The organism is Candidatus Binatia bacterium, from assembly GCA_036563615.1.
Lineage (GTDB): Bacteria > Desulfobacterota > Binatia > UBA12015 > UBA12015 > DATCMB01.
In genome coordinates, this window is sequence record DATCMB010000006.1 from 75707 (window position 1) to 99983 (window position 24277).

Annotated in this window: 24 protein-coding genes; 14 read left to right on the top strand and 10 right to left on the bottom strand. The window is 74.4% G+C overall.

Annotation, left to right across the window (positions count from 1 at the left end; genetic code table 11):
- Positions 1–25: 25 nt before the first annotated feature.
- The 3 genes from VIS07_03275 to VIS07_03285 are packed head-to-tail and all read right to left on the bottom strand — an operon-like array spanning position 26 to position 2590.
- Positions 26–544 carry a hypothetical protein gene (locus VIS07_03275; protein ID HEY8514516.1) on the bottom strand — a complete coding sequence of 173 codons (519 nt, stop codon included), beginning with the start codon at positions 542–544 and terminating at the stop codon, positions 26–28.
- Between the two features lies 1 nt (position 545).
- Positions 546–1601 carry a lysyl oxidase family protein gene (locus VIS07_03280; GenBank protein HEY8514517.1) on the bottom strand — a complete coding sequence of 352 codons (1056 nt, stop codon included), beginning with the start codon at positions 1599–1601 and terminating at the stop codon, positions 546–548.
- Between the two features lie 2 nt (positions 1602–1603).
- A complete protein-coding gene (locus VIS07_03285; GenBank protein ID HEY8514518.1) occupies positions 1604–2590 on the bottom strand; it encodes an MBL fold metallo-hydrolase in 987 nt (328 codons plus the stop codon).
- 24 nt (positions 2591–2614) lie between these two features.
- On the opposite strand from VIS07_03285, the gene VIS07_03290 reads away from it, so the two are divergent.
- The 10 genes from VIS07_03290 to menE are packed head-to-tail and all read left to right on the top strand — an operon-like array spanning position 2615 to position 13454.
- Positions 2615–3349 (top strand): SOS response-associated peptidase, encoded by a 735-nt coding sequence (locus tag VIS07_03290; protein HEY8514519.1) that lies wholly within the window; start codon positions 2615–2617, stop codon positions 3347–3349.
- 56 nt (positions 3350–3405) lie between these two features.
- Positions 3406–4158: a MerR family transcriptional regulator gene (locus VIS07_03295; GenBank protein ID HEY8514520.1), complete on the top strand. Its 753-nt coding sequence runs from the start codon at positions 3406–3408 to the stop codon at positions 4156–4158.
- On the top strand, positions 4155–4865 hold the full coding sequence (locus tag VIS07_03300) for a ubiquinone/menaquinone biosynthesis methyltransferase (GenBank protein HEY8514521.1): 711 nt from the start codon (positions 4155–4157) through the stop codon (positions 4863–4865). The genes VIS07_03295 and VIS07_03300 overlap by 4 nt, the downstream gene beginning before the upstream one ends.
- Positions 4862–6220 carry an isochorismate synthase gene (locus VIS07_03305; protein ID HEY8514522.1) on the top strand — a complete coding sequence of 453 codons (1359 nt, stop codon included), beginning with the start codon at positions 4862–4864 and terminating at the stop codon, positions 6218–6220. Before VIS07_03300 ends, VIS07_03305 begins: the two co-directional genes overlap by 4 nt.
- Positions 6221–8257: a 2-succinyl-5-enolpyruvyl-6-hydroxy-3-cyclohexene-1-carboxylic-acid synthase gene (gene menD, locus VIS07_03310; GenBank protein ID HEY8514523.1), complete on the top strand. Its 2037-nt coding sequence runs from the start codon at positions 6221–6223 to the stop codon at positions 8255–8257.
- Positions 8254–9075: a 2-succinyl-6-hydroxy-2,4-cyclohexadiene-1-carboxylate synthase gene (gene menH / locus VIS07_03315; GenBank protein ID HEY8514524.1), complete on the top strand. Its 822-nt coding sequence runs from the start codon at positions 8254–8256 to the stop codon at positions 9073–9075. The genes menD and menH overlap by 4 nt, the downstream gene beginning before the upstream one ends.
- A gap of 20 nt (positions 9076–9095) precedes the next feature.
- Positions 9096–9914 carry a 1,4-dihydroxy-2-naphthoyl-CoA synthase gene (gene menB / locus VIS07_03320; protein ID HEY8514525.1) on the top strand — a complete coding sequence of 273 codons (819 nt, stop codon included), beginning with the start codon at positions 9096–9098 and terminating at the stop codon, positions 9912–9914.
- Positions 9911–10861, top strand: a complete 951-nt coding sequence (locus VIS07_03325) for a 1,4-dihydroxy-2-naphthoate polyprenyltransferase (protein HEY8514526.1) — start codon at positions 9911–9913, stop codon at positions 10859–10861. The genes menB and VIS07_03325 overlap by 4 nt, the downstream gene beginning before the upstream one ends.
- A complete protein-coding gene (locus VIS07_03330; GenBank protein ID HEY8514527.1) occupies positions 10858–11955 on the top strand; it encodes an enolase C-terminal domain-like protein in 1098 nt (365 codons plus the stop codon). Before VIS07_03325 ends, VIS07_03330 begins: the two co-directional genes overlap by 4 nt.
- Positions 11955–13454, top strand: a complete 1500-nt coding sequence (menE, locus tag VIS07_03335; protein HEY8514528.1) for an o-succinylbenzoate--CoA ligase — start codon at positions 11955–11957, stop codon at positions 13452–13454. The genes VIS07_03330 and menE overlap by 1 nt, the downstream gene beginning before the upstream one ends.
- A gap of 102 nt (positions 13455–13556) precedes the next feature.
- On the opposite strand, the gene VIS07_03340 is transcribed toward menE, so the two are convergent.
- Positions 13557–14090 (bottom strand): hypothetical protein, encoded by a 534-nt coding sequence (locus VIS07_03340; GenBank protein HEY8514529.1) that lies wholly within the window; start codon positions 14088–14090, stop codon positions 13557–13559.
- A gap of 179 nt (positions 14091–14269) precedes the next feature.
- Here VIS07_03340 and VIS07_03345 point away from each other — a divergent pair, with 179 nt between their 5' ends.
- A complete protein-coding gene (locus tag VIS07_03345) occupies positions 14270–16195 on the top strand; it encodes a hypothetical protein (GenBank protein ID HEY8514530.1) in 1926 nt (641 codons plus the stop codon).
- An 89-nt stretch (positions 16196–16284) separates the two neighbouring features.
- Complete coding sequence (locus VIS07_03350; protein ID HEY8514531.1) at positions 16285–17271, top strand: alpha/beta hydrolase; 987 nt, start codon at positions 16285–16287, stop codon at positions 17269–17271.
- Here VIS07_03350 and VIS07_03355 read toward each other — a convergent pair.
- Both VIS07_03355 and VIS07_03360 read right to left on the bottom strand, forming a co-directional pair.
- A complete protein-coding gene (locus VIS07_03355) occupies positions 17213–17980 on the bottom strand; it encodes a HAMP domain-containing sensor histidine kinase (protein ID HEY8514532.1) in 768 nt (255 codons plus the stop codon). The two genes, VIS07_03350 and VIS07_03355, sit on opposite strands and share 59 nt — an antisense overlap.
- A 65-nt stretch (positions 17981–18045) precedes the next feature.
- On the bottom strand, positions 18046–18591 hold the full coding sequence (locus VIS07_03360) for a PadR family transcriptional regulator (protein ID HEY8514533.1): 546 nt from the start codon (positions 18589–18591) through the stop codon (positions 18046–18048).
- A 91-nt stretch (positions 18592–18682) separates the two neighbouring features.
- On the opposite strand from VIS07_03360, the gene sixA reads away from it, so the two are divergent.
- A complete protein-coding gene (gene sixA / locus VIS07_03365) occupies positions 18683–19189 on the top strand; it encodes a phosphohistidine phosphatase SixA (protein HEY8514534.1) in 507 nt (168 codons plus the stop codon).
- 80 nt (positions 19190–19269) lie between these two features.
- On the opposite strand, the gene aat is transcribed toward sixA, so the two are convergent.
- The 4 genes from aat to norR form a co-directional block, all read right to left on the bottom strand.
- Positions 19270–19902: a leucyl/phenylalanyl-tRNA--protein transferase gene (aat, locus tag VIS07_03370; protein HEY8514535.1), complete on the bottom strand. Its 633-nt coding sequence runs from the start codon at positions 19900–19902 to the stop codon at positions 19270–19272.
- Between the two features lie 42 nt (positions 19903–19944).
- Positions 19945–20892, bottom strand: coding sequence for an endonuclease/exonuclease/phosphatase family protein (locus VIS07_03375; GenBank protein HEY8514536.1), 948 nt, complete (start codon positions 20890–20892; stop codon positions 19945–19947).
- A 133-nt stretch (positions 20893–21025) separates the two neighbouring features.
- Positions 21026–21811: a methyltransferase domain-containing protein gene (locus VIS07_03380; GenBank protein HEY8514537.1), complete on the bottom strand. Its 786-nt coding sequence runs from the start codon at positions 21809–21811 to the stop codon at positions 21026–21028.
- 65 nt (positions 21812–21876) lie between these two features.
- The gene (gene norR, locus VIS07_03385; GenBank protein ID HEY8514538.1) at positions 21877–23439 is read right to left on the bottom strand and encodes a nitric oxide reductase transcriptional regulator NorR; all 1563 of its coding nucleotides are present in this window, start codon (positions 23437–23439) and stop codon (positions 21877–21879) included.
- A 162-nt stretch (positions 23440–23601) separates the two neighbouring features.
- Between norR and ytfE the strand changes: the two genes are divergently transcribed.
- On the top strand, positions 23602–24267 hold the full coding sequence (gene ytfE, locus VIS07_03390; GenBank protein HEY8514539.1) for an iron-sulfur cluster repair protein YtfE: 666 nt from the start codon (positions 23602–23604) through the stop codon (positions 24265–24267).
- The last annotated feature ends 10 nt before the right edge of the window (positions 24268–24277 follow it).

The following is a 24277-nucleotide window of genomic DNA, read 5'->3' on the forward strand; positions in this document are numbered from 1 at the left end:
AACGCGCGACGGGCGCCGCGCGGCTTCAGTGGTGCGTGCTCGGACCGCAGCTCCAGCGCGGCTCGACGAGGCGGATCTGCGCTTCGAGCGAGCGCGGATGGGTGCGGCCGGAGAGCAGGCAGAGCGCGCGGTTGCCGATGCCGGTCTCGGCCTGGGCGCGCAGCAGGGTCTGTACTTGACGCGCGATCGCGGCGCGCTCGCCGCGCCGGCCGCGGTTGCCGTCCTCGAGGTCGAGGTTCAGCGCCGCGAGCGCCGCGCCGAGCGCGAACGCAGCGGAGCCGCCGCCGCTCGCGTACACCGTCTCGTCGACCACTGCGGCGCGCGTCGCGGCGTCGCCGGTGACCGCCCGCGCGTTGCCGAGCACCGCCGCCTTGCCGCGCTCGACCTGGTCGAGGAAGGAGCCGGCGTGCGCGACGCGCGCGAGCGGTCCGGGCGCGAGCGTCAGCGTCAGCGCCGCGACGACCGCGGCGACCGCGACGAGCACGCGACGGTCGTGCGCCGTGCGGCGTCGTTCGGCCGTCGTGCTTCGCTCCGTCGTTCTCATCTCAGTCCTTCGCGTCGCCCTTCGGCAGCGGCTTTCCCGGCACGCGCACGATCCGGAAGGGCGCGGACTCGAGCTCGCCGCGCTGCACCGAGGCGTCGCGCACGACCACCTTGAGACGCGCGCTCGGCGACGCGATGCGCGCCGGCACGCGCCAGCGGAAGCTCGCGCGCTCGCCCGGCACGTCGCCGACGAGCTGCTGCCAGGTCGTGCCGTCGTCGGTCGTGAGCCACACCTCCTGCGTGACGACCTCGACGTCGTCGTGCGCGCTCCAGCGCACCTCGAGCACGTCGCCGGTGCGCGCGGTCGTGGTCGCGGTCGGATGATGGATCGCCTCGACCACCGGCGGCGCGTCGCTCGGCGCCGGGATGGTGATCGGGACGCGGCCTTCGTTGTTGTCGAGCCGCGTCTCGGGCATGCGCCGCGTCGGATTCCAGAACACGCGCAGCACGTAGTCGCCGGGCGGCACGTCGGTGACGTCGATCCACTGGCAGTCGAGCACCGCCGGGTACCAGTCGGCCCAGCCGACCTGGACGCCCTGCGACGTGCAGTCGTAGCGCCGCGGCGGGGCAGGGCCGTCGTCGGAGGGCAGCGTGTCCTCGATGCAGAAGCCCTGCTTGCGCCCGGTCTTCACCACCGTGCCCGAGGCGTCGAGCAGCTCGTACAGCGCGGCGTCGCGGAAGTGGTAGTGGCGGTGGCAGGCGCTGTAGACGAACAGGTCCGAGCGCTCGCGCGGGTTGCCGACCACGAGATCCTCGGTGCCGCGATTGTGCACCAGGACGTCGAAGCGCAGCAGCTTGCGGATGCCGGGTCCGCCGACGCAGTTCTCGTCGGGGTGAAGCACGCAGGTGCCGGAGATCGGGATCGTCGCGTCGAGCCGCGGCGCGCGGCCCGGCGGGTGGAAGATCGCGGTCGAGAGGCGCGCGGTGGCGCGCATCTGCTCGACGTCAAGCACGAGATCCGGGCCGCTCTCCTGCGCGCGCGTCCCGCCGGGCGCGAGCGTCGCCGCCGCGACGAGCGCGGTAGCCAGCGACGCGAGCCGGGCGCGGCGGGGACGCATTCTCACTGGCCGTGTCCGGCGTCTGCGGCGCGCGCCGCGCGGTGGTGCTCGCGCACCTTCGCCGACACCGCAGCGAGGCCGACGAAGTCGAGCGGCGCGTCGTACGGCTCGCCGCGGAACTCGCGGTAGGCGCGGTCGACGTTGAACACGATGCGCTCGGACTCGGCCCAGCCGGCGTACGGCCCGAGGTCGATGCGCAGCGCCGCCTCCTCCACCGTGCGTCCGGCGTCGAAGTGCCGCCGGCTCTCGTCGCGCACGTAGATCAGGTAGTCGCGCATCTCGAGCGCGCCCTCCTTGCCGCACACCGGTCCGTGACCCGGCACCAGCGTGTCGGCGTCGAGCGCGGCGATTTGCTCGAGCGCCCAGATCCAGCGCGCGAACGTTCCCTCCCAGCCGATCGGCGCGCACAGGCGAAAGACGACGTCGCCGGTGAACACGATGCCTTCGCGCGGCAGGTGGACGACGACGTCGCCCGCGGTGTGCGCGGGTCCGACGTAGATCAGGCGCACCTCCACGCCATCGACCTCGAGCTGCATGCCGTCGTCGGGAACGAAGGTCGTCGGCGGCGTGACCGTGATGCCGCTGAAGTCGAAGCGGTCGAGCCCCGCGCGCAGCGCGCGCGCGCCGGGGATCGTGTCGGGCGCCAGCTTGAGACGCTGCAGCGACTCCGGCGGCAGCGTCTGCATCAGCTCCGCGCAGCGGCGGTGTCCGATGATCTCCGCGCCGGCGACGAGCTGGTTGCCCCAGCAGTGGTCGCCGTTGTGGTGCGTGTTGACGACGCGTCCGATGTCGGAGGTCACCTTGCGCGCGATCTCGTCGAGCATGCGGCGCGTGTGCGCGAGGTCGAACAGGGTGTCGACCAGCAGGGCGTCGCGCGCGCTGCCGACGAGGCCTGCGTTCGAGAGCCCGAGGCCCCCGTCCGGCTGCAGGTAGGCGTGCACCTTGTCCGACAGCTGGACGAGACCGAGCTCGAAGGGCGGGCGCTTCATGGCGACGGTCATGTCACATTGGGCGTGCTACTGCACCACTTCATGTGCGGCCGCTACACCATCACGTCGCCCGCCAAGGTGATCGCCGAGGTGCTCGGGATCGACGAGCCGATCGATCTCGCGCCGCGCTACAACGTCTGCCCGGGGCAGGACGTGCCCGTGGTGCGCGTCCGGCGCGGCGAGGAGAAGCGCTCGCTCGACCTGCTGCGCTGGGGGCTCGTGCCCTGGTTCGCGAAGGAGCCCGGACCTGCGGCGCGCATGATCAACGCGCGCGCCGAGACCGCGGCGACGAGCCCCGCCTTCCGCGACGCGCTGCGCGAGCGCCGCTGTCTCGTGCCCGCGGACGGATTCTACGAGTGGCAGGCGCAGGGAGGTCCGCGCGGTCCGAAGCAGGCGTTCTGGCTGCACCGCCCGGACGGCAAGCCCTTCGCGTTCGCCGGCCTGTGGGAGCGCTGGAAGGGCAAGGACGGAACGCGCATCGAGTCGTGCACGATCCTCACCACCGAGCCGAACGAGCTCGTGCGTCCGATCCACGACCGCATGCCGGTCATCCTGCCGCCCGACGCCTTCGATCTGTGGCTCGACCGCGACGTGCACGACGTCGAGCGCCTGCGTCCGCTGCTCGCGCCGCTGCCGGCGAGCGAGCTCGTCGCCACACCGGTGTCGAGCTGGGTCAACGACCCGCGGCACGACGACCCGCAGTGCATCGTCGAGGTGAAGCCCGTGCCGCGTCAGCTCACGCTGCGGATCGTATCGTAAGGCGGCCCGACGCCATTGCGACGATGTGAGTACTCACTTACAGAGTACTCACTCACATGAACTACTCGGTCGAGCAGCTCGCCGAGGCCGCGGGCGTCCGGGTCGACACCGTGCGCTACTACCAGGCGCAGGGTCTGCTGCCGCCGCCGAAGCGCGCCGGACGCCGCGCCCTCTACTCCGACGCGCACCTCAAGCTGCTGCGGCGCATCCGCGAGCTGCAGCGCGAGGGCCTGCCGCTCGCGGTCATCAAGCGCATGCTCGAGGGCGGCAAGGGCAAGCGCCGCGCGACCGCGCTCGAGCGCGCGATCGCCGAGCAGCGCGGCGAGCAGCGGCTCACGCGCGCCGACCTCGCCTCCGCGTCCGGCGTCTCGGAGGAGCTGATCGCCGCGGTCGAGAACGCGGGGCTCTTCGAGCCGGTGAAGGTCGGCGGCGAGCCGCGCTACGGCGAGGCCGACGTCGCGATGGCGCGCGCCGCGCTCGCGCTGCTCCGCGAGGGCTTTCCGCTCACCGAGCTGCTCGGTCTCGCGATCACGCACGCGAGCAACACGCGCGAGGTCGCGGAGCGCGCGGCCGACCTGTTCGAGCGCTACGTGCGCCGCACCAAGAGCGGCGAGGAGCGGCCCGAGCAGGAGGTGGTCGAGAGCTTCAAGCGCCTGATGCCGGCGATCACGTCGCTGGTCGCACACCACTTCCAGCGCACGCTGATCGCGGTCGCGCTCGCGCGCCTCGAGGAGCGTGGTGAGAAGCGCGCTCTCGAGGTCGCGCTCGACGCAACCGAGTCGGGACGCCTCGAGGTCACGTGGCGATGACGCTGCCCGCCGCGGAAGAGAAGGCGGACTTCGTGCGCGCGATGTTCGACCGCATCGCGCCGCGCTACGACCGCCTGAACGCCGTCATGACGTTGCGCCTCGACCGCGGCTGGCGGCGCGCGACGATCGCCGCGGCGGAGATCGCGCCGGGGGACCGCGTGCTCGACGTCGCCTGCGGCACGGGCGACCTGATCGAGCTCGCACGCGCGCGCGGCGCGCGCGTCGTCGGCGTCGACTTCGCGCAGGGCATGCTCGCGGTCGCGCGACGGCGCGGTCTCGGCGCGGGGCTGGTGCGCGGCGACGCGCTCGCGCTGCCGCTCGCCGACGCGAGCGTCGACGTGGTCACGTGCGCGTTCGCGCTGCGCAACTTCGTCGCGCTCGCGCCCTTTCTCGAGGAAGCCGCGCGCGTGCTGCGCCCGGGCGGACGCCTGGCTCTGCTCGAGGTCGCGACCCCGCGCGGCGCGCTGCTGCGCGCCGGCCACCGGCTGTGGTTCCACGGCGCGGTGCCGCTGATCGGTCGCCTGCTCGCCGATCGCGCCGCCTACGCCTACCTGCCGGCCTCGACCGCATACCTGCCCGACGCGCCCGAGCTGATGCGCGCGATCGAAGCGTCGGGCTTCGCGGACGTGCGCCGGCGAGCGCTCGGGCTGGGCGCGGTCCAGCTTCTCACCGCGCGGCGCGCGTCGCGCGTCCGGAGCGCCGCATGAGCCGCGCCGCGCGACGCCGCGAGGCGCGCGAGGTGGTCGCGAGCGCGTCCCTTGTGCTCGACGGCGCGCAGGACCCGCTCGACTTTCTCGCTGCGTTCCCGGGCCAGCGCCGCTTCTTGTGGCAGCGCGACGCGACGGACGAGCACGTCGCGGCGATCGGCGCCGTGACGCGCATCGAGGCGCGCGGCGAGAGCCGCTTCGCCGACGTCCTGGCTGCGCTCGACGACGTGCCCTCGGCGCAGTGCGCTCCCGGCACGGTGCTGGTCGGCGGCTTCGCCTTCGATGCCGACGCGCGCACGACCGGACCGTGGCGCGACTTCCCGTCCGCGCAGCTCGTGCTGCCGGAGCTCGCGCTGGTGCGGCGCGGGGGCCAGTCGCGTCTGGTCGCGGTCGCGAGCGGTTCGGCGGATGGCGGTCGCGAGTCGGCAGAGCAGCTTCTCGAGCGCACGCGCAGCGGGCTCGCACGCGCGCTCGCGCGCGGGCGCCGGGCGCGGGAGATTCACGCGGCGCCGTCGCGACCGCCGAGCTTCCGCGTGCGCGCGCTCGCGCCCGAAGCCGCGTGGCGCCATGCCGTCGAGGACGCGCTCGCCGACCTCGACGCGGGTCGCATCGACAAGGTGGTGCTCGCGCGCGCGGTCGAGGTCGACGCCGGCGCGCCGCTCGATCCGCTGCGGGTCGCGGCGCGGCTGCGCGCGGCCCATCCGGGGTGTGCGGTGTTCGCGGTGCTGCAGGGCGGCTCGGCGTTCGTCGGCGCGACGCCCGAGCTGCTGGCGCGGGTCGACGGCGATCGTCTGCAGACGAGTGCGCTCGCCGGCAGCGCGCCGCGCGGCGAGCGCGCGTCGGACGACCGCGCGCGCGCGAGGGCGCTGCGCGCCAGCGTCAAGGACCGAGCCGAGCACGCGGCTGTGGTCGACGATCTGATCGAGCGGCTCGGGCCGCTGTGCCGGCGCCTCAGCGTGCCGCGCGCGCCGCGCATCCTGCGCACCGCCGTCGTGCAGCACCTGTGGACGCCGATCACGGGACGGCTGCGTGCCGGCGTCGGCCTGCTCGACGTCGCGAGCGTGCTGCACCCGACGCCCGCGATCTGCGGCGTGCCGCGCGCCGCGGCGCGCGAGCGCGTGCTCGCGCACGAGAACGTCGCGCGCGGCTGGTACGGCGGCTGCCTCGGCTGGCTCGACGCCCGCGACCGTCGCTCGGGCGAGCTCGGCGTCGCGATCCGCAGCGCGCTGCTGCGCGGCGAGCGCGCGATCCTGCATGCCGGCGCGGGTCTGGTGCGCGGCTCGCGCTGGGAAGCGGAGCTCGAGGAGACGCGGCTCAAGCTGCGTGCGACGCTGCACGCGCTGCTGGAGGTCTAGGTGCTCCGCTTTGCCGAGCCGCGCGCGCTCGACCCGAGCGCCGCCAGCACGTGCGACGATGCGCGCGTCGCCGCGCACGACGGCGCCGCACGGCGCATCCCGAACCGGACCGCGTTCGCCCCGACGCTGCTGGTCGACGAGCTCGCGCGCTGCGGCGTGCGCGCGGTCTGCGTGTCGCCCGGCAGCCGCTCGGCGCCGCTGGTCTCGGCGCTGGTCGCGCACGGCGGCCTGCAGCTCTGGTCGCACGTCGACGAGCGCTGCGCCGGCTTCTTCGCGCTCGGCCTCGCGCGCGCGTCGCGCACGCCGGTGGCGATCGTCTGCACGTCGGGCACCGCGGTCGCGAACCTCTTGCCCCCCGTGATCGAGGCGTTCCACGCGCGCGTGCCGCTTTTGCTCTTGACGGCGGACCGGCCGCCCGAGCTGCGCGACTGCGGCGCCGGCCAGACGATCGATCAGCACGGCCTGTTCGGGACGCACGTGCGCTGGACCTTCGACCTCGGCACGCCGGATGCGACCGTCGAGGCGGCGCGCCACGTGCGCGCGATCGCGTGCCGGGCCGTCGCGGTCGCGCGCGGCGACACCGGTGCGCCGCCGGGGCCGGTGCACCTCAACCTGCCGTTCCGCGAGCCGCTCGATCCGCGCGAGGTGTCCGGCGACGTCGCGGCGTCCTTGCTGCGGACGGCGGCCGTGCGCGGCCGCGGCGCGGCGGACGGCGCGGCGTCAGTGACGTCGAGCGCAGCGACGACGGCGTCGAGCGCACCGAGCGTCGCCTGGACGCGCAGCGCGCACGCGCAGGTCGCGCCCGACGCCGACGCGCTCGAGGACGTCGCGCGTCTCCTGCGCGCGGCGCGGCGTCCGCTCGTCGTCGCAGGCTGGCTCGACGACGGTGACGTCGCGCTCGTGCCCGCGGTCGCGGGGCTGTGCGCCGCGCTGCGTGCGCCGCTGCTGGCCGACGTCGCGTCCAACCTGCGTCGCGGTCCGGCGCTCGCCTACGCCGTCGACGCGCACGACGCGGTGACGCGCGCGCTGCTCGCGGACGACGCCGCGCCGGACGACACGCCCGACGCGATCGTGCGCATCGGCGCGATGCCGACCGCGAAGGCGCTCGCGACCTGGCTCGCGCGTCGCGACGACGTGCTGCAGGTGGTGATCGATCCCGCAGCGACCTGGGCCGATCCGGGCTCGGTCGCGTCGCACCTCGTGGTCGGCGCGCCCGCCGTCGTGTGCGCGAGCCTCGCGGCGCGCGTCGCGACGCTGCGCGCGCTCGCGGGCGTCCGGCGCGGAGATGGCGACGCCCGCGACGCGTGGCTCGCCCGCTGGCGGGACGCCGGCCGGCGCGCGCGCGCGGCGCTCGACGACGCCGTCGCTATGGTCCGCACGCGCGAGGGATGCTCGACGGAACGAGCGGCCGCGACCGTGTTCGAGGCGCACGCCGTCGCGACGCTCGCCCGCGCGCTGCCGTCCGGTGCGACGCTGTACGCCGGCAACAGCCTCGCCGTGCGCGCGGTCGACGCCTTCTGGCCGCTCGACGCCGCACCCGCGCGGGTGCTCGTCAACCGCGGCGCGAACGGCATCGACGGCTTCGTGTCGAGCGTGCTCGGGGCCGCGGCGAGCGATCCGTCGCGCGCGACCGTCGGCGTGTGCGGCGACCTCACCTTCTACCACGACCTGAACGGCCTCCTCGCCGTGCGCCGGCACGGCGTGCGCGCGCTGTTCGTCGTGCTGAACAACGACGGCGGCGGCATCTTCGACCACCTTCCGATCGCCGCGTACCGCGACGGCTACGAGGAGCACTTCGCGACGCCCACCGGGCTCGACTTTCAGCCCGTGGTCGAGATGTACGGCGCACGGTTCACGCGCGTGACCGATCCGTCGCAGCTCGCTCCGGCGATCGAGGACGGGCTCGCGTGCGGGCGCGCGGCGGTGGTCGAGCTGCGCTACGCACGCGAGGCGGCACGGGCGGCGTGGGAAGAGGCGCGCGCGCGTGCGGTGCGCGCCGCCGCGCAAGAGGCCGCGCGAGACACGGTGTCCGCATGACGCTCGATCTGCACGTGCGCGTCGTGGGCTCCGGTCCGCCGCTCGTCCTGCTGCACGGCTTCACCGGCAGCGCCGCCGCGTGGGGCGATCTCTCCCACCGGCTCGCCGAGCGCTTCCGCGTGCTCGCGTTCGACCTGCCGGGCCACGGCGCGTCGCCGGCGCCCGAAGATCCGGCGCGCGCGCGCTTGCCGCAGGTCGCCGACGCGCTGATGGCGACGCTCGACCGACACGGCGTCGGTGCGGCGTGCTGGCTCGGCTACTCGCTCGGCGGACGGCTCGCGCTGCGGGCGGCGCTCGATCACCCGTCGCGCGTGCGCGCGCTGGTGCTCGAGGGCGCGTCGCCGGGCATCGCCGATCCCGACGAGCGCCGCGCGCGCGCCGCGGCCGATGCGACGCTCGCCGATGCGATCGAGCGCGACGGGCTCGTCGCCTTCGTCGACCGCTGGCTCGCGCAGCCGCTGTTCGCGACGCAGGCGAGCTTGCCGGAGGCCGTGCGCGAGCGCGAGCGTGCGCGCCGACTCGCGGGCAGCGCTGCAGGATACGCCGCGGCGCTGCGCGCGATGGGCACGGGCGAGATGGAGCCGCTGTGGCAGCGCCTGCCGGGCCTGCGCGTCCCCGTGCTGCTGATCGCCGGCGAGAAGGACGTCAAGTATGCGGCGATCGCGCAGGCGATGGCGTCGGCGTTGCCCGACGCGCGCGTCGCGCTGATCTCGGACGCCGGTCACACGGTGCACCTCGAGCGACCGCACGCCTGGCTCGAGACGGTCGAGCCGTTCCTCTGCGACGCCGTCGGTCTGCGCACCGCCGGCGCCGCCTGAACCAGCAACGGAGTCATCACATGCACATCGAGTGGAAGCCCAAGCGTCGCTACGACGACATCCTGTACGACGTCGCCGAAGGCATCGCGCGCATCACGATCAACCGTCCCGAGGTGCGCAACGCGTTTAGGCCGCGCACCTTGTTCGAGCTCTCGGACGCGTTCCACGACGCGCGCGAGGATCCGTCGATCGGCGTCGTGATCTTGACGGGCGCCGGAAACGAGGCGTTCTGCTCGGGCGGCGACCAGCGCGTGCGCGGCCACGCGGGCTACCTCGACGACGAGGGCGTGCCGCGGCTCAACGTCCTCGACCTGCAGCGCCAGATCCGCAGCCTGCCGAAGCCGGTGATCGCCATGGTCGCGGGCTACGCGATCGGCGGCGGACACGTGCTGCACGTGGTGTGCGACCTGACGATCGCCGCCGAGAACGCGGTGTTCGGCCAGACCGGTCCGCGCGTCGGCAGCTTCGACGGCGGCTTCGGCGCGAGCCACCTGGCGCGCATCATCGGCCACAAGAAGGCGCGCGAAATCTGGTACCTCTGCCGGCGCTACGACGCGCGTCAAGCACTGGAGATGGGGCTCGTGAACGCGGTCGTGCCGCTCGAGCGTCTCGAGGAGGAGACCGTGCAGTGGTGCCGCGAGATCCTCGCGCACAGCCCGCTCGCGATCCGCTGCCTCAAGTCGGCGTTCAACGCCGACACCGACGGCCTCGCCGGCATCCAGGAGCTCGCCGGCAACGCGACCCTGCTCTACTACATGTCGGAGGAGGCGCAGGAGGGGAGAAACGCGTTCCTCGAGAAGCGCGCGCCCGACTTCTCGCGCTTCCCGCACCTGCCGTGACGGTGCAGCCGGCGTGCGCCGCGCCGCGCCCGTCGAGCATCGCGTGCTGGGTCGCGGCGGCGCGGCCGCGGACGTTGCCCGCCGCGGTGGCGCCGGTGCTGGTCGGCAGCGCGTGCGCGGCGCACGCGGGCGGCTTCGACGCGATCGCGGCGACGCTCGCGCTCGCGGTCGCGCTGCTGCTCCAGATCGGCACCAACTTCGTCAACGACTGGGGCGACCATCGCCGCGGCGCGGACGGACCCGAGCGACTCGGTCCGACGCGCGCGGTCGCGGCGGGCTGGATCACGCCGCGCGCGATGGCGTGCGGCGGTGCGATCGCGTTCGCGCTCGCCGCGGCGCTCGGTTTCGTGCTCGTGCTGCGCGCGGGGCCTGCAGCGCTGCTGCTCGGCGCGCTGTCGATCGCGGCCGGGGTCGCTTACACCGCGGGGCCGTTTCCGCTCGCCTACCGCGGGCTCGGCGAGCCGTTCGTGCTCGCGTTCTTCGGTCCGGTCGCGGTCTGCGGCACCGAGCTCGTGCAGCGCGGCAGCGTCTCGGCGCTGGCGCTCGCGGCGTCGCTGCCGGTCGGCATGCTGGCGTCCGCGATCCTGGTCGTGAACAACGTGCGCGACGTCGCGACCGATGCGCGCGCCGGGAAGCGCACGCTCGCGGTGCGGATCGGTGCGGGGGCTGCGCGTCGACTCTACGCGGCGCTGGTCGTCGCGGCGCTCGCGTCGCCGTTCGTGCTGTGGGCGAGCGGGCTCGCGCCGGCGAGCGCTCTGCTCGCGCTCGGGGCGGCGTTCGCGGCGCGCGCGCCGCTGCGCGCGGTCGCGCGGCAGACCGATGGTCCCGCGCTGAACGGCGCGCTCGCCGCGACCGCGCGGCTCCATCTCGTGTTCGGCGCGCTGCTCGCGGCCGGGATCGCGCTCGCGCCGAGCGTCGCAGCGGGCGCTGCGGTGGGCGCGCCGTGACGATCGTCGGCGTCGATCTGCTGCCCTACGCCGTGCCGCTCGCGACGCCGCTCGCCACCGCGCGCGGGACGCTCGCGCGACGCGTTGGCTGCGTCGTGCGGCTCCGCACGGACGACGGCCACGTCGCGCTCGGCGACGCAGCGCCGCACCCGCACGACGGCGAGGACGCGCTGCCGCGGCTCCGTAGCGCGCTCGGCGAGGCGACGCGCTGGCTTTGCGGCGCGAGCATCGCGCGCGCGGACGAGCTGATCGACGTGGCCACGCGTCTCGGCGGGGCGGTCGCGATGGGGATCGACCTCGCGCTGCACGATCTCCTCGCGCGCGTGCGCGGCGTCGCGGTCGCGGAGCTGCTCGGCGGCGCTCGCTGCGACGTCGACGCGAGCGCGCTGCTCGCCGGCGACGACGAAATCGCCGCGGCGCGCGCCGCGGCAGCGGCCGGCTACGAGACCGTCAAGCTCAAAGCCGGTGCGGATCGGCGGACGCTCGCGGCGCGCGTGCGCGCGATCCGTGACGCCGTCCCGACGGTGGCGCTGCGCATCGACCCGAACGGCGCCTGGAGCGCGGACGACGCCTGCGCGACCGTCGCGGCGCTGGCGCCGCGCGCGCTCGAGCTGCTCGAGCAGCCGGTCGCGGCAGGCGACCTCGACGGGCTCGCTCGGGTGCGCTCGCTCGCGCAAACGCGCGGCATCCGGATCGCCGCCGACGAGGCCGTGACCGGGCCGGAGGCGGTGCGGCGGATCGCGGCGCTCGGCGCGGCGGACGTGGTCGTCGTCAAGCTCGTGCAGGTCGGTGGCCTGCGGCGCGCGCTCGAGACGGTCGCGGCGGCGCGGTCGGCCGCGCTCGGCGTGATGGTGACGACGGGGCTCGACGCGGGCGTCGCGACCGCGGCGGCGCTGCACCTCGCGGCCGTCGTGCAGCACCTGACGCCGGCCGCGGAGCGGCTCGCGCACGGTGTGGCGACCGGGGCGCTGCTCGCGACGGACCTGGTCGACGCGCCGATCGTGCCGGCGCCGCGCATGCCGCTCCCCGACGGAGCCGGCCTCGGCGTCACGCTCGATCCGCGATCGTCCGCCTGGCTGCGGGAGGCTGCGTGATGGTGCGCGACTGGCTGTACGATCAGGCGCGCCTTCGGCCGGAGCACCCGGCGCTCGTCGCGCCGGACGGCGCCGAGATCACGTACGCGGCGCTCGAGCGTCGCGTCGCGAAGCTGTGCGCGCGGCTGCGCTCGGCGGGGGTCGCTCCGGGCGCACGCGTGCTCGCGCTGCTGCCGACGGGCACCGCGCTCGTCGAGCTGGTGCATGCGGCGGCGCGCGCCGGCGTCGCGCTCGCGCCGGTCGATCCGCGCGCGACGGTCGACGAGGCGCTGCGCGCGGCGGCGATGGTCCGGCCGCGCGTGGTGGTCGCGGCGGAAGGAGCGGCAGCGGCCGCGTCTGCGGTCGCCGAGCGCTACCATTCGGTGTCCTGGGTCGGCGGTGCGGACGACGCGCCGCTCGGCTCGCTGCCGTGCGAGGTCAAGCCATTGGACGCCGATACGCCGCGCATCGACCTCGCGGCGCCGTACACGATCGTCATGACGTCGGGGACGAGCGGGCGTCCGCGCGCGGTCGTGCTGAGCGCCGGCAACCACCTCGCGAGCGCGCGGGCGAGCGCCGCGCGGCTCGGCGTGCGCGCCGACGAGCGCTGGCTCGCCTGCCTGCCGCTGCACCACGTCGGGGGGCTCGCGCTGCTGCTGCGCGCGGTCGTGTCGGGGACGACGGTCGTCCTGCAGCGCGGCTTCTCGATCGACGCGGTGCTGGACGCGCTGCGCGAGCGACGCGTGACGCAGCTCTCGGTCGTGCCGACGATGCTGCGCCGCTTGCTCGCGGCGCCCGGTGCGGCGCCGCACGGCCTGCGCACCTTGCTGCTCGGCGGCGCGCGCGCCGAGCTCGCGCTGGTGCGCGACGCGCGCGCTGCGGGCTGGCCGGTGGCGCCGACCTACGGCATGACCGAGGCCTGCTCGCAGGTCGCGACCGCGCGTCCGTGCGACGACGTGCCGCACGAGGGCTTCGTCGGCCGGCCGCTCGACGGCACGCAGGTGCGGGTGCGCCGCGAGGACGGCACGCTCGCCGCGCCGGGCGAGGTCGGCGACCTCGAGATCTCGGGTCCGACGATCGCCGCGGCGGTGCTCGACGAGAGCGGTCGAGCGCAGCCGCTCGCGCCGGACGGCTGGCTGCGCACCGCCGACCGCGGCGCGCTCGACGCCGACGGGTGCTTGACGGTGCTCGGCCGCGCCGACGACGTGATCGTGACCGGCGGCGAGAACGTCGCGCCGGAGGAGGTCGAGGGCGTGCTGCTCGAGCACCCTGCGATCGCCGACGCGGGCGTCGCCGGCGTTCCCGACCCGGAGTGGGGGCAGGCGGTGTGCGCGTGGATCGTCCCGCGCGACGGCACGGCGCCGAGCCTCGAGGAGCTGCGCGCGGCGTGCGCCCGGCGGCTCGCGCGTCACAAGCTGCCGCGCCGCGTGATCGTCACGGACGTTCTGCCGCGCACCGCGAGCGGCAAGCTGCGACGGCGTGCGCTGGTGGCGGCGCTCGACTCGGCCGGCGCTTCGTGAAGCGCGCGCGGGCGCAGTGTCGTTCGATCTCCGCTAGCCTTCGCCGACGGCGAGCGGCGCAGCGCGCGACGGCTGCGACGGACGCCCGCGATCGGCGCGTCGTCAGCTCGCGACCGGCGTGTAGCGGATCAGCACGCGCTCGCCGCTCGCGAGGCCCTCGCGGAACGAGCGCTCCCAGCGCGACCACGCTTCGGGATACTTGACGGCGAGCTGGTCGCAGAACTTCGCGTACAGCGCCGGGTCCTGGACGATCTCGCCGGTGGCGCGGAACGACGGCCCCTGCGGCGAGCCGATCGCGATCTTCGCCTGCGGTCGTCCCCAACGGATGCGCTTCACGCGCCACGACTTGGGCGACGAGCCGACCCACACCGCGTCGTCCATCAGCGCGAACCAGATCTCGGCCGGCTTGCCGAGCGTGCCGTCCTTGCGCGTGCTCGAGATGTAGACGTACTTCGCGGCCTCGAGCTGCTTGCGCTGCTCGGGCGTGAGCTTGCCGGTCGCCGGCGCGGCGGACGGCGCCGGCGCGTCGGCGAAGGCGGGCGCGAGCGGCGCGACCAGCGCCGCCGCGGCGAGCGAGCCACCGGCGCGCAGGACGTCGCGGCGGCTCCACGTTCGCTGCTCGGAAGTCCTTCTCATGGCCGCCGACACTACCCGTCTCGCCGCGAGCGGGCCAACGTCGCGATCCGGTGCGCGTCCGCTCGCCCGCCTTCGCGACCGTTCGGACGACAGAGCGCCCTCAGGCCCGAACCAGGTTGTGCCCGGATGCGCCGGGTGAAAGGGTCGCTCCGCGAACGTTCGCCTCGAGGAGACTGCCCATGACCCGCCGCCCGCCCGCCGCGCTCGCCGCACGACTCTGTGCCATCCTCGCTACCCTCTCGCTTGCCGCCTGCAGCGGCGGCGGAGGTGACGGCGGGGGCGGCACGGCGCCACCGCCCTCGGGCGATCCCGCCTGCGCCGACGCGGCCGAGTCCTACGACAGCACCTTCGCGGGCATCCAGACGAAGATCTTCGAGCGGCGTGGCTGCACGCAGGACGCGTGTCACGGCAGCGCGACGTCGGGCGGGCTCGATCTGCGGCCGGACGCCGCGTGGGCGAGCGTGTACGACGCGCCGTCGACGGCGAGCGCGCTCGCGCGCGTCGAGCCGGGCGACGAGGAGCGCAGCTTCCTGTGGCTCAAGCTCGCCGCCGCGACGCGGCCCGGGCAGTACCAGGTGGCGGGCTCACCGATGCCGAGCGGCATGCCGCCGCTCAGCGAGGAAGAGCTCGAGCTCGTGCGGCTGTGGATCTACGCCGGCGCGCCCGCAACCGGCGTGGTTCCGGGCAGCGAGGATCTGCTCGGCGCGTGTCTCCCCGAGCCCGAGCCGCTCGAGATCGAGCCGCTCGCGCCGCCGCCGCCCGGCAAGGGCTTCCAGCTCACCATGCCGGAGTGGGTGCTCGAGGCCGAGACCGAGTTCGAAGGCTGCATGGCGACCTACTACGACGTCACCGACCAAGTGCCGCCCGAGTTCCAGGATCCGAGCGGCACCATGTTCCGCTTCGGCGCGACCGAGGTGCGGCAGGACCCGCAGAGCCACCACGTCTTCCTCTACTACCCGACCGCGAACTTCGAGCCCGGCGGCGTCGACGTCTACGCGCCCGAGTTCGGCCAGTGGACCTGCCGCGGCGGCACCGCGATCGGCGCGCCGTGCGACCCCAAGGCGCCCGACGCCTGCACCGGCGGCGGCGTCTGCGCGAGCGAGCTGCAGAAGAGCCTCGCCTGCATCGGCTACGGGCCGCGCAGCGCCGGCAACCTGGTGCTGATCGGCGGCGCGGGGCAGCCGGTCTACCGCACCGACTACCTGCCCGGCGTGTTCGCGCAGCTGCCGATGAAGGGTGTGGTCTACTGGAACAGCCACGCCTTCAACCTGACCAAGAAGGACGGCGTGATGCACGTCAAGCAAAACTACGAGTTCACGACCGACCAGGAGTACGGGGTCGTCGGGCTCGCCGACTTCTCGGCCATCTTCCGGCCGAACGCGCCGCCCTACACGCGCGAGACCTACTGCAACGACCACGTGCTGCCGCGCGGCGCACGCCTCTTCAACCTGTCGACGCACACCCACAAGCGCGGCAAGCGCACCTGGGTGACGCTGCCCGACGGCACGATGATCTACGAGAACTTCTCCTACACCGACCCGGTGCAGGGCTGGTGGGATCCGCCGCTCGCCTTCGACTCGCCCGATCCGGCCGAGCGCACGCTGCGCTACTGCGGCACCTACGAGAACGGTCTCGGCCCGAACGACGAGCCCGACCCCGCGCAGGTGACGCGTCTCTCGCGCGTCCGCGTCACCGCGGCGGGACAGATCGGCGGCACCTGCAAGCCGGTCGCGTGCACGGCGGGACGGGTCGGCGCGCCGTGCAACGGCGAGGACGACCACGCGGCGTGCGACTCGTCGCCCGGCGCCGGCGACGGCGAGTGCGACGCCTGCCCGATCACCGGCGGCGAGAGCACCGAGAACGAGATGTTCAACCTGTTCGGCCTCTACTACGTCGATCCCGCGGTGGCGGGTGAGGACGCGGCGCTGGGCGTCGCGAGCGCGGCCCAGCTCGACGCGCTCGAGGTCGACGCGCGCGGACGCTCGCTCGCGGCGAAGCCGATCCTGCCGGCGGGCGCGGGCTGTGCGATGGCGCACCCCGGCGTGAGCCACGCGGCGCACGGCATCGTGCAAGCCACCGACGGCCACGCGGGCCACGTGCACTGAGCACACGCGGAACGGGTCGCGTCGTCGCTCCCCGCAAGCGAGCGCGACGCGACCTTGAACCGCTGCTTCGCGCCTGACAACGTCGCCGGATGGCCTACGATCCTCTCTCGCGCGCGCAGCGCCGCACCGTCCAAGCGAACGGCATCCGCATCTCGTTTCTCGAGCAGGGCGAGGGCCCGGCCGTCGTCCTGAGCCACGGCTTCCCCGAGCTCGCGTACTCGTGGCGCCACCAGATCCCGGCGCTCGCCGACGCGGGCTTCCGCGTGATCGCGCCCGATCAGCGCGGCTACGGCGACACCGACCGTCCCGAGGCCGTCGAGGCGTACGACATCCACCACCTGACCGGCGACCTGGTCGGTCTGCTCGACGCGCTCGGCATCGAGCGCGCGGTGTTCGCGGGCCACGACTGGGGCGGGCTCGTCGTCTGGCAGATGCCGCTCCTGCACCCCGATCGCGTGGCCGGCGTGATCGGCGTCAACACGCCGGCTTTCCAGCGCGCGCCGATGCCGCCGACGCAGATCTTCCGCGCGATGTTCGGCGACAACTACTACGTCGTGCACTTCCAGCAGCCGGGTGTCGCCGACGCCGCGCTCGCGCGCAACGTGCGCCGCGTGTTCACGCAGATCATGCGTCGCGGCGTGCCGCTCGATCAGCTCGCCGCGCGCGCGGTGAACGCCGAGGGCAAGATCCGCAACTTCGTCGAGCTGGTGGAAGGCGAGGAGGCGCTGGGCGAGCCGTTCCTCGAGGAGCACGAGCTCGAGGTCTACGTGCGCGCCTTCGAGCGCACCGGCTTCACCGGCGGCATCAACTGGTACCGCAACCTCGACCGCAACTGGGAGACGACGCCGCAGCTCGCCGGCGCGCGCATCGACGTGCCGTCGCTGATGGTCACCGCCGAGCTCGATCCCGTGCTGCGTCCCGAGATGGCGGAGCAGATGAGGTCGTTCATGTCCGACCTCGAGATCGTCATGATCCGGGACTGCGGCCACTGGACGCAGCAGGAGAAGCCCGAGGAGCTCAACCGCGCGATGATCGACTGGCTGACGCGTCGCTTCGCGGCGCCGCGCGCAGCGTGATCGCGAAGCTCGTCCCGACGCCGGGACGCGAGCTGACCGCGATGCTGCCGCCGCAGGCCTCGATCGCCTGACGCGCGAGCGTCAAGCCAAGACCGCCGCCCGGCGCGGTCGCGTTCGACGCCCGCTGCAGCGGCGCGAACACCCGCGCGCGCTCGCCGCGCGGGATGCCCGCGCCGTTGTCGGACAGCGTGAGCGTCCAGATCGCGCCGCGCCGCCAGGCGCGCAGCGCGATCACCAGCGCGACGTCGGGACGGCGGTGCTGCACGGCGTTGCGCACCAAGTTGCGCAGCGCGATGCGCAGCCGCTCGCGCTCCGCGAGCACCGCGGGCAGGCGGCTGCGGACCTCGAAGCGCGCCCCGACGAGCCGCAGCTCGACGTCGACGTCGTCGCGCACGGTCGCGACCAGCTCGCCCAGGTCGACGGTCTCGAGCGTCGCCTCGCCCTCGCGCGCGAGCAGCGCCGGCAGCGACGTCAAGAGCTCGTCCGCCTTGGCGAGGCTCTGGCGCGCGATCTCGACCAGCAGCGGCAGGTCGGCGCGCAGATCGCCGACGTCGCGCGCGAGGCGCGCGAGACGATGGACCGCGGCGCCGGCGGTCGCGACCGGTCCGCGCAGGTCGTGGCAGATCGCGAGGCAGAAGCGCTCGAGCGGGTCGCTTCGCGGCGGCAGCGCACCCGTGGACGATGCTCGCTGGACGTCGAAGCCTTCCATGTCGCGTCGAGTAGGAACGATCGCGCGCGGAGGCCAGAGGCGGCGCGCAGATCATGCACCGCGTGTCAATCGCAGACGGTCGTCGTCGCGCATCGATCCCGTGCTGCGAGGTCCTGCTCGACGCGCGCGAGCCAGCGCAGCTCGGCCGCGACGTGACGCTGCAAGGCGCGCGTCACGACGTCGCCCGCCGCGTCGCCGCGCCGAGCGACGACGGCCGCGCGGCGCTCGAGAAGGCGCGCCATCGTCGCGCAGCGCTCGCGCTGACGCCCGAGCACGCGCGCGAGCGCGTCCGCGTCGCCGGACCACGCGAGCAGGGCGAGCCGCGCCGGCAGATCGCTGCGCGGCTCGCGCAGGTCGAGCGGCCGCGCGAGCCAGCGGCGCAGCCGCGCGCGCCCGGCGGCGGACGCGACCCAGGCGCGCCGTCGACCCGCCGGCGACGCGTCCTCCGCGATCACCAGGCCGTCGCGCGACAGACGCTCGAGCGTCGCGTACACTTGCCCCTGGTTCACGGTCCGGATACCGGTCAGCGCATGGCTCAGCTCGCGGCGGACGGCGTAGCCGTGCTTCGCGCCGCCCGAGAGGATCGCCAGGATCGCATGCTCGAGGTCCATGCCGCCGTCTTCTGCACGCGCACCGCGCAGGCAAGCGTCCCGGGCGGGGCGGCGTGAAAAAATGGCACGCATGGCAAGTCGGTGAGGAGCCATGAAGGAGCGCCGCGTCTACATCGTCCGTCACGCGATCGCGGAGGAGGAGTCTGCCTCGGGGCGTGACGAGGATCGTGAGCTGACCCCCGAGGGGCGCAAGAAGATGAAGCGCGCCGCGCGCGGCCTCGTCGAGCTCGAGGTCACGCTCCAGCGCATCGTGACGAGCCCGCTCGTGCGCGCGCGGCAGACGGCCGAGATCCTGGGCGAGGCGTTCCCGGACGTGCCGATCGAGGTCGCCGACGCGCTCGCGCCCGGCGTCGACGAGCGCGCGCTCACCCGGCTCCTGAACGGCCGCTACGCGGGCGAGAGCGTCGCGCTGGTCGGCCACGAGCCCGACCTCGGCGAGCTGCTCTCTTACTGGCTCACCGGCTCACGGCACGCGTTCGAGACGCGCTTCAAGAAGGGCGCGGTCGCGTGCCTCGCGACCGACGAGCTGCCGCCGACCGGCAAGGCGATGTTCGAGTGGATGATGACCGCGGCGCAGCTCGGCGCGATCGCGAAGTAGGCGCTCGGCGCGATCGCGAAGGAGCGGCGTAGCGCGGCGCGGTGCCGCGCGCCCGAGGTCACGCTTGCGCGACGCGCGCGTCACTCGTTCGGGAACAGCACGAGCCCGCGCGCGCGCGTGCGCCGCAGCAGGTCGAGGAACTCGCGGCGGCTCACGTTGCGCGCCCCGAGCCGCTCCATGTGCGGCGTCATCACCTGGATGTCGATCCACTCCGCGCCGCGCGACGCGAGGTGGTCGATCAGGAAGAGCAGCGCGAGCTTCGACGCGTAGGGCTCGTGGTAGAACATGCTCTCCGCGGAGAACGCGCCGTCCGTGTCGACCCCGTAGACCCCGCCGACGAGCCGTCCGTCGAGCCAGGCTTCCACGCTGTGCGCGATCCCGAGGCCGTGCAGGCGGACGTACGCTTCGCGCAGCTCGTCGGTGATCCAGGTGCCGTCCTGTCCGGGGCGCGGAGTGGTCGCGCAGTTCTCGATCACCTCGGCGAACGCGGCGTCGATGGTGAAGCGGAAGCGGCTCTTGCGCCGCGCGCGCGCCAGGCTGCGCGGGACGTGCAGCCGCGAGAACTCGAGGATCGCGCGCTCGCGCGGGCAGAACCACAGGAGCGGCAGGTCGTCCGCGGGCCACGGGAAGACGCCGTTGCGGTACGCCTGCCGTAGCGTCTCGGGCTCGAGGTTGCCGCCCAAGGCGACGATGTCGTCACTCGTCGTGGACATCCGAGCGGTACTCCCCCAGCGTGGCGCGCCGAGGCGCGGGAGTCAAAGGGACCCTGCGACGTCGATGCGCGCCAGCACGCCGTAGTGGTCCGACGGCCAGACGAAGCGTCCGTCGGCGGTGCGGTGCGGCTCGTCGAGGATGACGCGGCTCTCGAGCACCCGCGCGGTGTGCTCGGTGCCGGCGCCGACGAAGATGAAGTCGACCCGACGCGACGCCGTGCGCTGCTCGACGGCGGGATTCTGCCAGACGGTCGCGCCGACCGCGGTGGGGTTCGCGACCCGGAAGGCGTCCGCGAGCCGCGCGAGGCGTACGAGCCGTGCCATCTCCGGCATGTCGGCGGTGGCGTTGAAATCGCCCATCAGCACCGACGGCAGCGCGCTGCGCGTCTCGTCGACGAAGCGCGCGAGCGCCTCCGCCTGACAGGCGCCCCAGGAGAGGTGGGTCGAGAACACCGGCATCTCGCCCCACGGTGTCTCGACGTCGGCGCGCACGGCGACGCGGACGTCGAACAGACCGCCGCAGCGTGGCAGCGGACGCACCTCGCTGCGCACGATCGGGAAGCGGCTCAGCACCGCGGGACCCTCGGTGAAGTTCATCACCAGCCCGATCAGGTCGTCGACCGGCCACCAGCCGGTCAGGCGGAACAGCGCCGGCGCGTAGACGTAGTGGAAGCCGAGGCGCTCGGCGAGGCGCTCGGCGGTGTTGCCGCGCGCGCGGCCGGTCGACGCCTCCTGCACCCCGACGACGTCGACGCCGCTGCGCTCGAGCTCGGCGGCGATCAGCTCGAGGCGCTCGTCGATCCCGGCCTCGTCGCCGAACAGCCCCGAGGCGACGCCGCCGTGCAGCAGGTTGATGGTGACGAAGACCAGCGGCCGTGGCGGCACGTGCTCGGGTTGCCCGCCCTCATCCGCGGCCGACGCGGGCGCGAGGCTCGTTGCCGCGAGGAGGAGCAGGGCGAGCGCGTACACGGTGGCGGGACGCTGTCGCACGCTCCCCGATTCGATCCCTGCCGCGCGCGGCTGTCAAAGCGCGCGTGCCGTGTCGTGTGCGCGTGCGTCGGGCGCGCGACGTGTCGAGCGGTGGCGTGTCGAGCGCGCGTGCAGCGGGCGTGCGCCGCGCGGCTCACGAGCGCGCGCGCCGCCACGCCGGGTTCGGGCGGACGAGCGCGAACGCCTGCGGCATGTCCCAGCCGCCGATACCGCGCTCCGCGTCCCAGAAGCGCTTCTCGACCCAGGCCGCGAACGCGCGCTCGCTCGGCAGGCGCGTGAAGCCCGCGCGCTTGCGGTCGCACAGCATGAAGCGCGCGATCTCGAGCGTGTCGGCGAGCGACGTCGTGACGAGCCGCCCCGGCGCCGCGCGCAGCTCGAGCGTGAACTCGGGGTTGCGGCGCAGATCCTCGGCGAGCCGGTAGAGGTCGAAGCGCTGCGCGCCGAACTCCTCGAGCATCGCGTTGCAGCCGCTCTCCGGGTGCTTGAGCACGACGAGCAGCACGCCGTCGTCGGTGAGCTGACGCGCGCAGCGCACGACGGTCGCGCCCCAGAGATGGTCGGGCACGTGGTAGAGGACGTGGCTCAGCACCGCGACGTCGACGCGCTCGGGCAGCACGGCCTCGTCGATCGTCGCCGCGATCACGCGCGCCGCGGGAGCCGCTTGGGCGAGACGCTCGCGCATCGCGGCGCTCGGCTCGACCGCCCAGACCTCGTCGAAGCGCGCGCACAGCTCGCGCGTGATGCGTCCCGTGCCCGCGCCCCAGTCGACGGCGCGCGCGGTGCGCGGACGCCCCGCGCAGATCGCGTCGACCATGGCGAGCAGCTCGCGCTCCCCGTCGCGGTCGCCCGCGACGAGCTTCTGGAACGCCGCCGCGTACTCGGCGGAGAGCTCGTCGAAGAAGCGGACCTCCTGCTCCACGGCTCGCCTATCGGTCGTTTCCGGGCCGCGCTCCAGCGCAGCGCGAGCGCTTCCCGCGCAGCGCTCTAGCGCAGGCCGAGGCGGCGGGCGAGGTTGTGCAGGTTGCCGCGGTCCATCCGCAGGCGCCGCGCCGCCGCCGCCCAGTTGCCGCCGCTCGCGGCGAGCGCCCGACGGATCATCTCGCGCTGGAACTCCGCGACCGCCTCGCGCAGCGACATCCCGGGCTCGACCGTCGCCGCCGCGGCGAGCGCGACGCCGTCGGCGGTGGTCGGGACGTCGCCGGTGCCGAGCTCGGCGAGCTCGGGTCCGAGCGCGGGCGCGTCGATCACGATCGGCTCGCCGCGCCGCACGGTCGCCGACGCGCGCAGCACGACGCGCGACAGCACGTTGCTCAGCTCGCGTACGTTGCCCGGCCACGCGTAGCGCGCGAGCGCGAGGTGTGCCGCGCGCGTCAAGCGCACCGGACCGACGCCGAGCCGGCGGCGCGCGAGGTCGCAGAAGTAGCCGGCCAGGATCGGGATGTCCTCGCGCCGCTCGCGCAGCGGCGCGACGCGGATCGGGTAGACCGCGAGGCGGTGGTAGAGGTCGGCGCGGAAGCGTCCGGCCGCGACCTCGCTCTCGAGGTCGCGGTTCGTCGCCGCGAGCACGCGCGTCGACACGCGCAGCGTGCGGTCGCTGCCGACGCGCTGGATCTCGCCGTCCTGCAGCGCGCGCAGGAGCTTCGGCTGCACGCTGAGCGGCAGCTCGCCGACCTCGTCGAGGAACAGCGTGCCGCCGCGCGCGATCTCGAACTTGCCGGCGCGGTCGGACGTCGCGCCGGTGAAGGCGCCGCGCACGTGGCCGAAGAGCTCGCTCTCGGCGACCGACTCGGGCAGGGCCGCGCAGTTGACGTGGATCAGCGGCTTGTCGCGCAGGTGCGACGCCGCGTGGATGCCGCGCGCGACCAGCTCCTTGCCGACGCCGGTCTCGCCGAGGATCAGCACGGTGAGCTGCGAGCTCGCGACGAGCTCCATCTCGCGCCGCAGCCGCATCATCGCCTCGCTCGTGCCGATGAGCTGGCCCTCGCGCTCCTGCGCGTCGCGCACGAGCTCGCGCGCGACCAGCCCCTCGTGCGCGGCCGCGTTCTCGAGCGCTTCGATCAGGCTGCTCGTGCGCATCGCCGCGCCGGCGAGCGCGCCGAGAAACGCGAGCAGCCGAAGGTCGAGCCCGGCGAATGCGTCGGGATCGAGCGCGTCCGCGGTCAGCGCGCCGACCAGCTCGCCCTCGACGCGCAGCGGACAGCCGAGGCAGGCGTGCACGTGACGCAGCGCCGAGGCGTCGCGCGCGAGCATGCCGTCGAAGGGATCGGGCAGCGGGCTGTCGGGCGGGAAGAGGACGGGGGCGTCGGCGCTGCAGATGACGTCGAGCCGCGGGTGGTCGGCGCGCGGGTAGCTGCGTCCCATCGCGTCCGGCGTGAGGCCGTGCGCCGCGATCGGCACCAGCACGTCGCCCTCGACGCGCAGCAGCGCGGAGGCGTCGCACGGGATCGCCTGGCGGACCGCCTCGAGCAGGCGCCGGTAGCGGTCGGCGCTGCCGAGCGACGCGCTCAGGTCGAGCGCGATCGACAGGATGGGCTCGAGGTCGGTCACGTTGTGCAGCTAACTACGCCGTTGTCGATCCTGCAACATCGAATGCGTGTGAGAATCACGACATCATTAGAAAACACCCAATGATCGCGAGCTGATCTATAAGGCCAGCATCTTGCGTTGCCGAGGGTCGCGCACCCCGGTGCGCCACGGAGGCAACGCATGATGGACCTTTCGCAATCGACCCTGGCCGAGCTCGCGAGCAGCCTGCCCGCCGCGGCGCGCGTCTTCCGCCGTCACGCGCTCGACTTCTGCTGCCGTGGCGGCCGCACGCTCGCCGAGGCCTGCGCGGCGCGCGCGCTCGATCCGAGCGCGGTCGCGGCCGAGATCGAGCGCGAGTCGGCGGCCGCCACCGAGCCGTCCGAGCGCTGGGCGGAGCGGCCGCTCGAGGAGCTCGTCAATCACATCCTCGACCGCTTCCACGAGCCGCTGCGTCCCGAGCTCGCGCGTCTCGTCGAGCTCGCCCGCAAGGTCGAGCGGGTGCACGGCGACAAGCCGTCGTGTCCGCGCGGGCTCGCGGACCACCTCGCCGCGACCGCCGACGACCTCGAGGCGCACCTCATGAAGGAGGAGCAGGTGCTCTTCCCGCTCATCCTGCGCGGCGGCGGTCGGAGCGCCGGCATGCCGATCCGCATCATGACGCTCGAGCACGAGGGCCACGGTGACGCCCTGCGCCGCACGCGCGAGCTCACCGGGGATCTCGTCCCGCCGCCCGAGGCGTGCGCGTCGTGGAAGGCGCTCTACCTCGGCCTCGAGCAGCTCGAGGCCGACCTCTTCGAGCACATCCACCTCGAGAACAACGTCCTCTTCCCGCGCGCCCTGCGCGCCTGACCCCACTGGT

Bases quoted from the DNA above. Each gene is read 5' to 3' on its own strand.
- VIS07_03275 (HEY8514516.1), bottom strand. From the start codon at position 544: ATGAGAACGACGGAGCGAAGCACGACGGCCGAACGACGCCGCACGGCG.
- VIS07_03280 (HEY8514517.1), bottom strand. From the start codon at position 1,601: ATGCGTCCCCGCCGCGCCCGGCTCGCGTCGCTGGCTACCGCGCTCGTC.
- VIS07_03285 (HEY8514518.1), bottom strand. From the start codon at position 2,590: ATGAAGCGCCCGCCCTTCGAGCTCGGTCTCGTCCAGCTGTCGGACAAG.
- VIS07_03295 (HEY8514520.1), top strand. From the start codon at position 3,406: ATGAACTACTCGGTCGAGCAGCTCGCCGAGGCCGCGGGCGTCCGGGTC.
- VIS07_03300 (HEY8514521.1), top strand. From the start codon at position 4,155: ATGACGCTGCCCGCCGCGGAAGAGAAGGCGGACTTCGTGCGCGCGATG.
- VIS07_03305 (HEY8514522.1), top strand. From the start codon at position 4,862: ATGAGCCGCGCCGCGCGACGCCGCGAGGCGCGCGAGGTGGTCGCGAGC.
- menH (HEY8514524.1), top strand. From the start codon at position 8,254: ATGACGCTCGATCTGCACGTGCGCGTCGTGGGCTCCGGTCCGCCGCTC.
- menB (HEY8514525.1), top strand. From the start codon at position 9,096: ATGCACATCGAGTGGAAGCCCAAGCGTCGCTACGACGACATCCTGTAC.
- menE (HEY8514528.1), top strand. From the start codon at position 11,955: ATGGTGCGCGACTGGCTGTACGATCAGGCGCGCCTTCGGCCGGAGCAC.
- VIS07_03340 (HEY8514529.1), bottom strand. From the start codon at position 14,090: ATGAGAAGGACTTCCGAGCAGCGAACGTGGAGCCGCCGCGACGTCCTG.
- VIS07_03345 (HEY8514530.1), top strand. From the start codon at position 14,270: ATGACCCGCCGCCCGCCCGCCGCGCTCGCCGCACGACTCTGTGCCATC.
- VIS07_03350 (HEY8514531.1), top strand. From the start codon at position 16,285: ATGGCCTACGATCCTCTCTCGCGCGCGCAGCGCCGCACCGTCCAAGCG.
- VIS07_03355 (HEY8514532.1), bottom strand. From the start codon at position 17,980: ATGGAAGGCTTCGACGTCCAGCGAGCATCGTCCACGGGTGCGCTGCCG.
- VIS07_03360 (HEY8514533.1), bottom strand. From the start codon at position 18,591: ATGGACCTCGAGCATGCGATCCTGGCGATCCTCTCGGGCGGCGCGAAG.
- sixA (HEY8514534.1), top strand. From the start codon at position 18,683: ATGAAGGAGCGCCGCGTCTACATCGTCCGTCACGCGATCGCGGAGGAG.
- aat (HEY8514535.1), bottom strand. From the start codon at position 19,902: ATGTCCACGACGAGTGACGACATCGTCGCCTTGGGCGGCAACCTCGAG.
- ytfE (HEY8514539.1), top strand. From the start codon at position 23,602: ATGGACCTTTCGCAATCGACCCTGGCCGAGCTCGCGAGCAGCCTGCCC.